15 protein-coding genes are annotated in these 11608 nt (G+C 65.2%); 8 read left to right on the plus strand and 7 right to left on the minus strand.

Features of this window, described 5'->3' with window-relative positions; all coding sequences use genetic code 11:
• Positions 1-28: 28 nt before the first annotated feature.
• Together ACIBK2_RS02095 and ACIBK2_RS02100 are read right to left on the minus strand one after the other, a co-directional pair.
• Positions 29-937 (minus strand): helix-turn-helix domain-containing protein, encoded by a 909-nt coding sequence (locus ACIBK2_RS02095; RefSeq protein ID WP_396962649.1) that lies wholly within the window; start codon positions 935-937, stop codon positions 29-31.
• Between the two features lie 297 nt (positions 938-1234).
• Positions 1235-1621 carry a winged helix-turn-helix transcriptional regulator gene (locus ACIBK2_RS02100; protein ID WP_396962651.1) on the minus strand — a complete coding sequence of 129 codons (387 nt, stop codon included), beginning with the start codon at positions 1619-1621 and terminating at the stop codon, positions 1235-1237.
• A 99-nt stretch (positions 1622-1720) separates the two neighbouring features.
• Here ACIBK2_RS02100 and ACIBK2_RS02105 point away from each other — a divergent pair, with 99 nt between their 5' ends.
• Positions 1721-2680, plus strand: a complete 960-nt coding sequence (locus ACIBK2_RS02105) for an alpha/beta fold hydrolase (protein WP_396962653.1) — start codon at positions 1721-1723, stop codon at positions 2678-2680.
• Here the strand turns inward: ACIBK2_RS02105 and ACIBK2_RS02110 are convergent.
• The gene (locus ACIBK2_RS02110; RefSeq protein ID WP_396962655.1) at positions 2653-3018 is read right to left on the minus strand and encodes a VOC family protein; all 366 of its coding nucleotides are present in this window, start codon (positions 3016-3018) and stop codon (positions 2653-2655) included. The two genes, ACIBK2_RS02105 and ACIBK2_RS02110, sit on opposite strands and share 28 nt — an antisense overlap.
• An 85-nt stretch (positions 3019-3103) precedes the next feature.
• On the opposite strand from ACIBK2_RS02110, the gene ACIBK2_RS02115 reads away from it, so the two are divergent.
• Complete coding sequence (locus tag ACIBK2_RS02115) at positions 3104-3562, plus strand: MarR family winged helix-turn-helix transcriptional regulator (RefSeq protein ID WP_396962657.1); 459 nt, start codon at positions 3104-3106, stop codon at positions 3560-3562.
• A gap of 36 nt (positions 3563-3598) precedes the next feature.
• On the opposite strand, the gene ACIBK2_RS02120 is transcribed toward ACIBK2_RS02115, so the two are convergent.
• Positions 3599-5002, minus strand: a complete 1404-nt coding sequence (locus tag ACIBK2_RS02120) for a DUF2252 domain-containing protein (protein WP_396962659.1) — start codon at positions 5000-5002, stop codon at positions 3599-3601.
• Positions 5003-5115: 113 nt separating this feature from the next.
• Positions 5116-5823, minus strand: coding sequence for an SDR family oxidoreductase (locus tag ACIBK2_RS02125; protein WP_396962661.1), 708 nt, complete (start codon positions 5821-5823; stop codon positions 5116-5118).
• 129 nt (positions 5824-5952) lie between these two features.
• Here ACIBK2_RS02125 and ACIBK2_RS02130 point away from each other — a divergent pair, with 129 nt between their 5' ends.
• On the plus strand, positions 5953-6453 hold the full coding sequence (locus ACIBK2_RS02130; protein WP_396962663.1) for a winged helix-turn-helix transcriptional regulator: 501 nt from the start codon (positions 5953-5955) through the stop codon (positions 6451-6453).
• Between the two features lie 178 nt (positions 6454-6631).
• Here ACIBK2_RS02130 and ACIBK2_RS02135 read toward each other — a convergent pair whose 3' ends face one another.
• Positions 6632-6838, minus strand: a complete 207-nt coding sequence (locus tag ACIBK2_RS02135) for a hypothetical protein (RefSeq protein WP_396962665.1) — start codon at positions 6836-6838, stop codon at positions 6632-6634.
• A 146-nt stretch (positions 6839-6984) separates the two neighbouring features.
• Between ACIBK2_RS02135 and ACIBK2_RS02140 the strand changes: the two genes are divergently transcribed.
• The gene (locus ACIBK2_RS02140) at positions 6985-8184 is read left to right on the plus strand and encodes a dipeptidase (protein ID WP_396962667.1); all 1200 of its coding nucleotides are present in this window, start codon (positions 6985-6987) and stop codon (positions 8182-8184) included.
• A gap of 249 nt (positions 8185-8433) precedes the next feature.
• A complete protein-coding gene (locus ACIBK2_RS02145) occupies positions 8434-8568 on the plus strand; it encodes a hypothetical protein (protein ID WP_396962669.1) in 135 nt (44 codons plus the stop codon).
• A 105-nt stretch (positions 8569-8673) separates the two neighbouring features.
• Here the strand turns inward: ACIBK2_RS02145 and ACIBK2_RS02150 are convergent, their stop codons facing one another.
• The gene (locus ACIBK2_RS02150; RefSeq protein WP_396962671.1) at positions 8674-9486 is read right to left on the minus strand and encodes an alpha/beta fold hydrolase; all 813 of its coding nucleotides are present in this window, start codon (positions 9484-9486) and stop codon (positions 8674-8676) included.
• A gap of 55 nt (positions 9487-9541) precedes the next feature.
• On the opposite strand from ACIBK2_RS02150, the gene ACIBK2_RS02155 reads away from it, so the two are divergent.
• From ACIBK2_RS02155 to ACIBK2_RS02165, 3 genes are all read left to right on the plus strand, one after another.
• On the plus strand, positions 9542-9979 hold the full coding sequence (locus tag ACIBK2_RS02155) for a MarR family winged helix-turn-helix transcriptional regulator (RefSeq protein ID WP_396962674.1): 438 nt from the start codon (positions 9542-9544) through the stop codon (positions 9977-9979).
• A 19-nt stretch (positions 9980-9998) separates the two neighbouring features.
• Positions 9999-10271 carry a hypothetical protein gene (locus tag ACIBK2_RS02160; RefSeq protein WP_396962676.1) on the plus strand — a complete coding sequence of 91 codons (273 nt, stop codon included), beginning with the start codon at positions 9999-10001 and terminating at the stop codon, positions 10269-10271.
• 136 nt (positions 10272-10407) lie between these two features.
• On the plus strand, positions 10408-11259 hold the full coding sequence (locus tag ACIBK2_RS02165; RefSeq protein ID WP_396962678.1) for a class I SAM-dependent methyltransferase: 852 nt from the start codon (positions 10408-10410) through the stop codon (positions 11257-11259).
• The last annotated feature ends 349 nt before the right edge of the window (positions 11260-11608 follow it).

The following is an 11608-nucleotide window of genomic DNA, read 5'->3' on the forward strand; positions in this document are numbered from 1 at the left end:
TGGTGGAGCTCTAGCGTAGGCACGGCTACTACGTCCCGTCTTGGACGTTTGTGTCGGGCGGCGCGACGACGACGTCGGTGGCCATTTCGGCGCCCGCTGTGTCGGCCCGTAAGCCGGCCATGAACTCCGTGGGTGTTTCGTCGGCCAGCTCACGGAATTCGCGGCTGAGGTGGGCCTGGTCGTAGTAGCCGCAGGTGAGCGCGACCGAAGCCAGCGACCGGTGCCCAGGTCGGCGCAGCAGGGCGACGGCATGTTGAAACCGCACCAGCCGCGACATCACCTTCGGCGGCAGTCCGGACTGCTCGCGGAACATGCACGCCAGCCGCCGCTCGCTCCACCCGGTTTGCTCGCGCAGCGCCCCCATCGTGACCGCACCCTGACCATCGACGAGCTGATTCCAGACGCCTTGCATGACCGGATCCACCGGCCGACCTTCCTCGGCGTGCGCTGCCAGTGCGTCGTCGACCAGGTCGAAGCGCTCGGCGACGGTGGCCACCACGGCCCGCTCGACCAGCTCGATCGCACCCTTGCCCCACAGCTCGGCGAGGTCGACCACCTGGTCTGCCAGTTGCCCGGCGGGCACCCCGAACAAACATTCCGCCGACAGCGGACTGAGCCGCACCTCGAGCACGGTCTGACTACCGTGATGACGCGCGACGATGGGTTGCTGCCCCACTCCTACCAGCGCCGCCGACGGTCCATCCGGGCTCAGCGACCGACAGCCGCGCGACAACGACAACCCGCTCGCGAGACTCAACACCAGCACCAGGCGGGGTTCAGGCAGTTCCCGGCGAACCACCGGTGCCCGCGACTGCTCGTGGTAGGCGCCGTATCCCTCGACCATGCCGACCAACGTTGCCGACGGGGCGGCCAATTGAGCCTCCCAGGAACCAGCCGAGTCGCTGCCGCGCCGCGTCTCGCCGAGCACTCTGACCACCGCTATCGCCTCAGCCCATCGTCTCGAAGTAGGTGTCTCCGACATCCACCGGGCAGGGTCGTCACTCGGCTGCCCTTCAGGCAGGGATCTACCCTCCACGGTACGGCATCCGGGTCCGGTCGGCTGCTGACTCGCTGCCCCTACCGGCCCCCTGTCCAGCGCCACGGCAAACGACTGGAATCGCAACGCGCGTCAGGGTTTTCAGATCTCGATGTGCTCGAACACCGCCCCGTCCGAGTAGCACGCAATCATGCGAGCGCCGTTGGGCGTCGCGACCGGGCCTCCACGAAGCAGAGATCAGCGCGGCGGAGGCTCCGAGGCGAGTGCTCGGTCGATATCGGCCATATGCGTCTCGGCCCACGCCCGCAGCGCGGCGAGTGGCACCTCGAGTGACAGACCCAAGTCGGTGAGCCGATAGTGCACGCGCGGCGGCACCGTCGGCTCCACCCGCCGGGCGACGAGACCGTCCTGGGTCAGACCTTGCAAGGTCACCGACAGCATCTTCTGCGAGACGCCGGGCATCCGACGCCGAAGCTCGGCGAAACGCACCTCGCCGGGAGCGGCCTCGGCGAGCAGCTTGACGACCATCGACACCCACTTGGTGCCGAGACGGTCCAGCAGCTGACGCGTCGGACACTTCGGATCGAACAGATCTCCGCGCGCACCGACCGAACGGGTAGTCACCTGGAACTCACCACCTGAGGTAAAAGTGCCTTCTTGGCACCATAATCCACGTTACCTAGCCTCAGTTGGTAACCGATAGTTACCACCCAGGAGGATCAAGTGACGCTGCCCGCTATCGCGATGCGGCACATCGCAACCAACGGCATCCGAACCGAAGTCGCGATCGCCGGCGAAGGCCCCGCGGTGTTGCTACTGCACGGATTCCCCCACACCTGGCAACTGTGGCGCGAGGTGATCGGCCCACTCGCCCAACAGCATCGAGTCATCGCACCGGATCTGCGCGGCCTCGGCGCGGCCACCCGCGCGACCGACGGCTATGACGCGGACAACCTGGCGACCGATGTCGAAGGACTGCTGGACGCACTCGACGAGCCTACCGCGACAATCGTGGCGATCGACGCGAGCACTCCGGCTACGTTCTTACTGGCCATGCGCCGCCCCGAGCGAGTGCGACGGCTCGCACTCATGGAATCGCTACTGGGCGCGCTACCCGGCGCCGAGGGCTTCCTGGCCGGTGGCGCGCCCTGGTGGTTCGGGTTCCATTCCGTGCCCGGCCTCGCCGAAACCGTGCTCGCCGGAAACGAATCCGACTACATCGACTGGTTTCTCACCACGGGCACCCACGGCCGCGGCGTACCCGATCAGATCCGCGACGCCTTCGTCGCCGCCTACACCGGATCCGACGCACTGCGCTGCGCGTTCTCCTACTACCGAGCCATGCCAACCAGCGCCCGCCAGATCGAGCAAGCCGTCGCGACCGGCAGGCTCACCGTCCCCACCATGGCCATCGGCGCCAACCCCGTCGGCGACGCCCTCGAGCGTCAACTGCGCCCGATCACCGATAACCTTGTGGGCCACGTGATCCCCGACTGTGGGCACATCATTCCGCTGGACGGCACCACGCAACTACTCGACCTCTTGACTGATTTCCTTGCCGCCGAAGATGATTCAGCGGTCAGGCCAGCAGGCTTCGGCGGCAACACTATTCGCAACTATCCGATCGAATATTCGTCCACGGCACTATCTTTCGGTCAGCCTTCGTGCGTGGTGATCGCGTAGCCCTCCGGGCCGATGAAGGTGAACATCCGGCCGAACGGGCCGTCCTCGGGCGCCTTGACGATAGGAATACCGGCGGCGTGCAGCCTGTCGTGCAGTCCCTGCGCGTCCGTCGTCCGGAACCACAGGGCGACACCGAGGCCGGGCCGGGTGACCGCATCGAGATCGACTCCCGGCAGCGGCTCACGGACGGCGAACGGAACCGGTTCGGTAGCGAACACCACGGCGCCGGGCGGCGAGACAGGTGCCCGGCGCAGTCCGAGATGTTCCTCGTAGAAAGCGGCGGCAGCGTCGACTTTGCGTACCTGCAGAGCGATGAAATCGGGCCCGCTGACGGTCATATGTACCCCTAGGATCGTGATGCATGTCAGGACTTTGACATATGAAAGAGTAGGCATCGCCGCGCTCATATGTCAAACTCCTGACATGCACGATGGAACGCTCGCCAACCGGCCCCGCACCGATGACGTGACCGAGCGCATGGGCTACCGCCTCAAGCGCGCCGCCGCCGCACTGCGCAGCGCAATGGACAGCGCACTGCGCGAATACAGCCTGACCGTCCCGCAATACGCCTGCCTCGAACTCCTCGACCAGCGCCCCGGCTTGTCGAATGCCGAGCTGGCCCGCGGCACCTTCGTTACCCGGCAGTCGATGAACGTCGTCCTGCGCGGACTACAGGACTCCGGCCTGCTGACCCGACCGGCCACCACCGATCACGGTCGCGCACTGCCCGCCCACCTCACCGACGAGGGCCACCGCCGCCTCGCCGCGGCACGCGCCGCCGTCTACGCCATCGATCAGCGCATGGCCGACGCCGTACCCGCGCAGCGTCGCGCAGAATTCCTCGCCGACCTCGACCGCATGGCGGCCGCACTCGACCGGTGAAGGGTTTACGCGCCAAGCAGACTGACGCGACAACGATCACCAGCCCCGCTCAGCGGCTTTCACGTCGCCCGCCGCGATAGCCTGCACCAAATCGGCGTGATCGGAATGAGTTTGCGCTGCGTACCCTCGGGCGAAGTCGAGAATCCCAGCGGCGAACGCCGCACCTTTTCCGATATACGCGTCGATCGCCTCGGGCTCGCCGCTGCGGGCGTGTGATTTTGCCAGTGCGGCGCCACACGTCTCGGCGAACTGCGGCAAGTAGCCCGCGATCTGACTACCACTGGGAATTATCTTCATGTCGCGGAACTGTCGAGTGTAGTAATCGATCCCGTCCACGCGTACATGACCGAGAAAGATGTCGCTCGCGGATTGCATCAACCGTTGGCCGACAGAGACCCGCTCGCCGTGGTTGCCGAACACGCTCGCGCCGAGGAATTCCTCGTACACAGAGGCGGTGGCCTGCTTCATCTGGAAGAACACCAACTCCCCGCTGTCGCCTTCCATGAGATGCAGGTAGACGCGCATGCCGACGCTCCCGACCCCGACCACCTGCTGGACCGTATCCAGCCGGGAGAATCGCCCGACGAGCCGAATCAGATGGGGTGGGATCGATGCCAGATAGGTCTCGAAGATTTGTTCGTACACCCTGATCTCATCCGCATCGGTGAGGTCGACGTGGCGACGTTTGATCGGGTCTTCGGCAATACGACGCTGCCCGTTCTCTTCGGTGACCAACTGACGAGCCGTACCCTCTTGCGAGCGCTTCTTGCTCTCCTTGCCGATTGTTTTTTTCGCGTCTTTGGCGAACTGTGAGGTGAGGTTTTGCAACGGCACATCCGCGGTGATCCGGTCGTACCACACCTCCAGCTCACCCAGTTCGGCGTAACGGCGCATAGCCGACCGATAGCCATCGACCGCCGCCGCGGCCGCAGCGTCAGCCGTCGCTGTCGCGATGCCCTCGGTGGCGGCGAGCACATACACACTCGTGCAGAGACGTTTGAGGTCCCACTCGAACGGGCCGGGCAGTGTCTCGTCGAAATCGCGCGCGTCGAAGAGCAATTGCCGTTCCGGCGATGCCCACAACCCGAAGTTGAGGATGTGGGCATCCCCGCACATCTGCACCGTCAATCCGGAATGCTCGCGAGTAGCCAGGTCCGCGGCCATCACCGCCGCCGCGCCGCGCAGATAGGCCCACGCCGACGACGACATCCTGGCGTACCGCAACGGAAGCAACTCGGGGTCACGCACCGCTTCCTGGGCTTGCAACCTGCCCAGTGCCGACATCGTGCGATCACTCGGATTCCACTCTCCCGCAGACCTTCGCGGCGCACGCGCTCGCGCCGCGCGGCCTGCCTCACTGTCCCGGTCGATCGCGGGGAGCGCCCTGACCCGTGCCGATGACGGCGAGATCGGGTTGGCGGTAGAAAGTTCTGTGCTCATCGTGGTCCCTTCGTCGCACTCGGCCCGGGAGGAAACAAACCAGCTACAGCGTCATCTCATAGCGTGGCAGGCAACATACAGCAAACCATCAAGTGCAGGAGTTGACCAGTGGATCAGCCCGCGACCAGCTGTGGGTACATGGTTTCGATCGGCGCCGAGAGATTGTGCTTCACCTGCGCGCTGATGTCGTCGGCGAGGATTTCGAGTTCGCCCGCTTCGACGCCGTCGAGCGCGATGCGCACGATGTCGGCCGGGTCGTTCTTCGGTACGTCGAGGCGGGCCGTCATCGGAGTGTCGGTGTAGCCGAGGTGCAGTCCGACAACCTGCGTTCCGTGCGGCGCGAGTTCGAGGCGAAGCGAGTTGGTCGCCGACCACAGGGCCGCCTTCGAGGCGCTGTAGGCGTTGCCGATGCCGATCCAGCTGAGCACGGACAGCACATTGACCAGCACCCCGCCCCCATTGCGGCGCAGTATCGGCGCGAATGTAGATGCGACATCGAGGGCGCCGAAGAAGTTGGTGTCGAACAGGCCGCGGACATCGTCGATCGTGGCTTCGGACAGCGCGCCCGGCGTGCTGGCACCCGCATTGTTGATGACGATGGTGACGTCGGCCGCGATCTCGGCGGCGGCCGCGACCGAGGCATGGTCGGTGACGTCGAGGGCGAGCGGCACAACGCGAGAGTCGTTCCACCCGCGTGGTTTTCGGGCGCTGGCATAAACCTTGCTCGCGCCGCGCGCCAAGACCTGAGCGACGAACTCCTGCCCGAGTCCCCCGTTGGCGCCGGTGATGAGGACGACGGAACCGTCGATGTTGTGCGTCATGAGAACGCTTCCCTTTCTACAGCCGATCGGCCGGATGATCTGACTTGTACTTTGCAAGTCAGATATCGGACGCTAACATGGCTACTTGTCACTTGCAAGTAGCAAGCCAAGAACCGAAGGAGGCGCGCGATGCCCGGCAAAGACACGTCATCCGGCCCCTGCCCGATCGGGCGCGCGGCCGACGTCCTCGGCGACCGATGGTCGCTGCTGATCATGCGCAACGCCGTGCTCGGCCAGACCCGCTTCGACCAGCTCCGCGGCGATCTCGGGATCGCCGACAACATCCTGTCCGCCCGCCTCGGACGCCTCATCGACGCCGGACTACTGACCAAACAGCCCTACCTCGACGGCAACCGCACCCGCCAGCACTACGTCATCACCCCCGCAGGCGTCGCCCTGCGCCCCGTCTTCGAGGCCCTGTCGGAGTGGGCCTGCGAGTTCGTCAACCCCACGAAACCCGCGACCATGGCGCAAACCGTGCACACACCCTGCGGTCAGATCAGCCAGGACCGGCGCTACTGCGCCACCTGCGAGACCGACATCGAAGACGGCGACGTCGCATGGTTGCTGCCCTGGCTCTCCCCCGCGCCCCTTCCACTGGCGACGGCCGGGCCGACTTCAGCCGGATAGGAAAGCGTTGCCGCACTACGACAATCAGTAAGCCGACGGTAGCGGTAACCCCAAAGGCCAAGCAATGCAATCCCTTTCCTTTGCGGCCGATGCGGTGACCTGACCAATCCTCGCGCACGGCGGCAACGAATCGCTCCTCGAGCTGCCCTGGTCGGTCGTGCGCCGCAGGGCGGGACAACTAGATCGAAGTCACCGCCACAACGATCAGCAACGGTGACGGGAAGTCCGACGACAACAGGAAGGTGCCGGCGTGCACCGGCAGCGAGCAGTCCGTCGACCTCACGTTCGTCATCTCGATGCACACCAAGAAGGGCTTCAGCAGCGGTTCACTGATCGAGTTCAAGTCCTCGCTGGCCGGCTGGAACAGGGGCGCGGCGGATTTCACACAACTGACGACCAACACCGAGCGAATCTGCCCGGCACACAGCGCGAACGCCTGCCCCCAAGGGTGATCGGCCTGCGGGACAAATGATCCGGCCCCCTCCGACCGACGCATTCGACAGGGTTGCGGCGCACGTATAGAACGGAGTCGTGACTTCTCCTCTGCTCGCTCGTGCGCACGCCATCCTCCGCGACACCCCCGTGGTAGACGGGCACAACGATCTTCCGTGGGCCATGCGGATCGAGGCTGGCTACGATCTCGACGCGGTCGATCTGGCATCGGATCAGAGCGGACGGCTGCACACCGATCTCGATCGGCTTCGCGCCGGTGGGGTCGGTGCGCAGTTCTGGTCGGTGTATGTGCCCAGCAACTTGGCCGGGGATGCCGCCGTCAGCGCGACGCTGGAGCAAATCGACTTCGTCCGGGCGCTGACCGACCGGTTCCCGGATCAGCTGCAATTGGCTTGTACCGCCGACGAAATGGAGGCCGCTCGCGCCGAGGGCCGGATCGCGTCGCTGATCGGTGCCGAGGGCGGCCACAGCATCAACAACTCGCTCGCGACCCTACGCGCCCTGCATCGCTTGGGCGTGCGGTACATGACCCTCACGCACAACGACAATGTGCCATGGGCAGATTCGGCCACCGACGAACCAAAAGCGGGCGGGCTCACCGCATTCGGCGCCGAGGTGGTCCGGGAGATGAACCGCGTCGGCATGCTCGTCGACCTGTCCCACGTCTCCCCCGACACCATGCGCGCGGCGATCACGATTTCCGAAGCCCCCGTGATCTTCTCGCACTCCTGCGCCCGCGCACTCTGCGACCACCCACGCAACATCCCCGACGACGTCCTGGCCACCCTCCCCGCCAACGGCGGCGTAGCAATGGCCGCCTTCGTCGGCTACTTCCTACTCCCCGCCGCCAAGGACTGGGCCGCCGCAGCCGACGAATACGCCCAGGCCAACGGCTTCCACCGCATGGACTGGTCCCCCGAAGCAACAGCATGCCGCCAAACCTTCGAAGCCACGCACCCACGCCCACAGGTGACCGTAGCGATGGTCGCCGACCATATCGATCACCTGCGCGAGATGGTCGGCATCGACCACATCGGCCTCGGCAGCGACTTCGACGGCACCAACTACCTCCCCTCCCACCTGGACAACGTCGCCGGTTACCCGAACCTGATCGCCGAACTCCTAGACCGTGGCTGGTCCGACTCCGACATCGGAAAACTAACCTGGCACAACACCGTTCGCGTCCTCCGCGACGCCGAAGCCGTCGCAAAGGACCTACAGCGCACCCGTCGCCCTTCCAACGCCACCATCGACCAACTCGACAATTCCGCGCGCTGACTGCCGAGCTCAACGAAAGAGAGCCCGCATGACTATCCATCTCAACCGAGGCACCGGGAAAACGCAGGCTGCCGCCGCGGAGTCGCGCGGGTCAGTCTTTCAGTCCGGCGGGCAGACCAAGCAAATGCCGGCACGGCCGAAGGTCACTCCCAGCCAGCCCAAGCCGAGCAAGAAGGACCGCTAGCGCCGAGGGGCACGGGCGGCTGGGGCTAGGTGCGTTGCACCCATGCGGGTAGGGCCAGCCAGCTCATGGCCGACCTCATCGCGCAGATCGACGTGCTCCAGTCCGCGGACGTCGCCGAAACGGTCGCTTTCTTCGCCGCGGTCCCCAAGCACGTCCACCTTACCGAGATCACCATTCTCCCTACCGCACAAGCGATCTGAGCAATGCCGATGCCGCCCCTCGTGGGCACAACCGGCGTTCGAATCCGTCAGTTGACGTAGTTCGCGGCCTGCGGGCGGATGAATCGGGCGGCGAGACCGACCGGATCAGGCGACGGGCTTGCCGACCGCATGTGCGTCAGCGAAGTCCCACAGCAGCGGGATGAGCTCCGCCGGGGATTCGATCTGCGGAAGATGCCCGGTGTCCTTCATGATGACGAATTCAGCGTTGGGGATGGCGTCGGCGAAGGCGCGGCCATTCTCCGGTTCAGTGACGCGATCGGCGTCGCCCCAGATGACGAGGGTCGGCAAGGTGATCTCGGGCAGCCGGCCACGCAGCGTCGGGTCGACCATCGACCCGCCATAAACCTGAAGCGTGCCGCGATTCGCCGCCATCACCTGCAGCACAGCCGGACTGAGCTGTGCCGGGTCGATCCGATAGGTGTCGGGATCCGCATAGCTGAAGTCCGCGACCTGGGAGATGTCGAGGACGAAGAAGTCGATGATCGGGTGATCAGGCACTTCGATACCGACGGCGTCGACGAGAACCACGCTGGACACCCGATCCGGGTGCAGCAGCGCGAGTTCGGCCGCGATCCAGCCGCCGACGGAGTTACCGACAACGGTGACATCCGTGAGATCCAGGGTGTCCAACAGTGCAGCATACAGAGCAGCGAGTTCGCCTATGGCAGTGAGCGATTCGGGTCGCTCGGTGCCATCGAAGCCGGGATGAGTGGGGGTCGAGACGCGGACATGCCGCTCCGCGGCGAAGCGATCGGCGAAGGCGGTGACCGAGACGGAGCCTGCCCCACCGTGCAGCAGCAGAACCGGGCGCCCCTCCCCTCGCTCGCTGAGGCGGATCGCGACACTGCCGAGTCCGGGCAGTTCGACGTTGACAGTGCGGGTGATCGACGAGTTCATATAAAGAACCTTATACAAGCATATTGATATAAACAAGCTGAGCTAGGATCGGACTATGACCTCGATCGAATCGGTAGCCTTGTCGATCAAGCGGGTGCAACACCGCCACCACCGCGCCTTCACCGCCGAACTCGCCGACCTCGGCGTTTCGCTGGTGCAATGGGACACGCTGCGACACCTCGAGCAACACCCCGACGCCTCGCTGCATGACCTGGCACAGCTGACCTTTCAGACCGACCAGTCCTTCGGGACGCTGGCGACGCGAATGGTCGACCGCGGCCTCATCGAGCGGGTCCCAGGTCCCGGTCGCGCCGTCCGCCACCGCCTCACCGCCAAGGGCGAGGAGATCCGCGCCGAAGGTGCGCGCCGGGTCCGCAAGACGCAACACCGATCCTTCGACGGACTCTCCCCCGCCCAGGTCGACACGCTCGGCGAGCTCCTCGACCTGATCCTGGCCACACCGCTCGAACACAACGCCACCCCGGCAACGTGACGCGGATCGCGTAACCGAAGTGGATTCGCTTGGTATCGGTGACAGTTCGGCGCAGCCATCGCCAAATGCATTGGAGCAGGCGCTGACCACGGTGGTCGCACTGCCGTTCATGCTGGTCATAGGATTGCTGTGCATGGCGCTGTACAAGGGCGTGCGTTCGGACCCGATGATCCTGCGCGAGGAACACGGCGCGGCGCTCATCGAGAACGCGGTGGTGCAGGGCCAAGAACGCCACGACGCCGATTTCGGACTCGTCACCGAGCCGGTGGCGGATTCGGCATCGCCCGACTGATCCGATGGTCGGCGAAGATCAGATCGACTGTGGTATCCGTTGTCCGGACGGTGATTCGAATCGAAGGGCGGATCCGGACGAAGAGCAGCGAGCAGCTGCGCCGCCCCCGGCGGAGCGGCACGAGGCAAGGGGACTGATGGACAGCGAATTCGACTCCGGCACTGTCGAACTGATGCGAGCCAACGAACGCAACTGGGACGCACGCACTCCCATCCACGCGGCCTCCCAGTTCTACGGCGCGGACGGCAGCACCCCGGCGCAATGGTGGTTCGCCTCATTCGAATGGGATGACCTGGGGCCCTTGACCGATCGCGACCTGGTCCACCTGCAATGCCACCTCGGCACCGAGACAATCGAATTCGCCCGCCGCGGCGCCCGCACCGTCGGCCTAGACTTCTCCGGCCAGGCCGTAGAACACGCCCGCCGCATCGCCCAGCACCACGGCGTCGACGTGAACTACGTCAAATCCAATGTGTACGAAGCGAAGACGGCCCTCGGCACCGGCCGATTCGACATCGTCTACATCGGCAAAGGCTCGCTGTGTTACCTGCCGGACCTCGATCGGTGGGCGGCGGTAGTAGCCGAGCTACTGAAACCCGGCGGCCTGGCCTACATCGTGGAATTCCACCCGATCCTCACCTCGATGGGCCCGAAGCCGGACCCGAACCGGCAGGAGCTGCTGCTACGCAACGACTACCTCCAAGGCCGCGGCCCCGTCGAACACGACAGCACCCACACCTACACCGACGGCCCCGCCCTCCCCGCCGACGCAGCCCCGGTCCACGAATGGGCCCACGGCGTCGGCGAAGTCGTCACCGCCCTCATCAACGCAGGCCTAACCATCACCCAACTCCGCGAAACCGAACAACTCCCCTGGCCCCGCTTCGACCGCATGATCCGCGACCCCCAAACCGGCTGGTGGCAACTACCCCCCACCGACGCCCGAATTCCACTTCTGTACGCCCTGACCGCGACCAAGAGCAACTAGATCCCGAATACGTAGTCCAACAAACAAACACCCAATCCCCAACCACCGGAAACGTCCACCTATCCGGGCAAGTGCTTCTTAGGACTCCGCACGCCGACAGTTCACAGAAGCTGAAGACCTATCCACGTCCTCCCGTGAGTAGTGCTGAGCACGTCAGGTGGGGTACCCGGCTTAGGCGCAGGCCAGGTGCACGGCGGCCAGTTCCCGAGGCGGTCATCGGCTTGTGGTTACGTTGCGAGCCCCCATCGGATGTGCACTCCATCGGCGTCCCGGCGACTTGACGTACGAAGTGTGCTCTTGACGTAGGTTGCAGCATGCGTCAAGAGCATGCAACGCGCGTCAAGTGGGT

The organism is Nocardia sp. NPDC050175 (assembly GCF_044459885.1).
Taxonomy (GTDB): Bacteria; Actinomycetota; Actinomycetes; order Mycobacteriales; family Mycobacteriaceae; genus Nocardia.

Coding starts and splice junctions, on each gene's coding strand:
- ACIBK2_RS02110 (WP_396962655.1), bottom strand. CDS start 3,018: ATGACCGTCAGCGGGCCCGATTTCATCGCTCTGCAGGTACGCAAAGTC.
- ACIBK2_RS02115 (WP_396962657.1), top strand. CDS start 3,104: ATGCACGATGGAACGCTCGCCAACCGGCCCCGCACCGATGACGTGACC.
- ACIBK2_RS02120 (WP_396962659.1), bottom strand. CDS start 5,002: ATGAGCACAGAACTTTCTACCGCCAACCCGATCTCGCCGTCATCGGCA.
- ACIBK2_RS02125 (WP_396962661.1), bottom strand. CDS start 5,823: ATGACGCACAACATCGACGGTTCCGTCGTCCTCATCACCGGCGCCAAC.
- ACIBK2_RS02130 (WP_396962663.1), top strand. CDS start 5,953: ATGCCCGGCAAAGACACGTCATCCGGCCCCTGCCCGATCGGGCGCGCG.
- ACIBK2_RS02145 (WP_396962669.1), top strand. CDS start 8,434: ATGGCCGACCTCATCGCGCAGATCGACGTGCTCCAGTCCGCGGACGTC.
- ACIBK2_RS02150 (WP_396962671.1), bottom strand. CDS start 9,486: ATGAACTCGTCGATCACCCGCACTGTCAACGTCGAACTGCCCGGACTC.
- ACIBK2_RS02155 (WP_396962674.1), top strand. CDS start 9,542: ATGACCTCGATCGAATCGGTAGCCTTGTCGATCAAGCGGGTGCAACAC.
- ACIBK2_RS02165 (WP_396962678.1), top strand. CDS start 10,408: ATGGACAGCGAATTCGACTCCGGCACTGTCGAACTGATGCGAGCCAAC.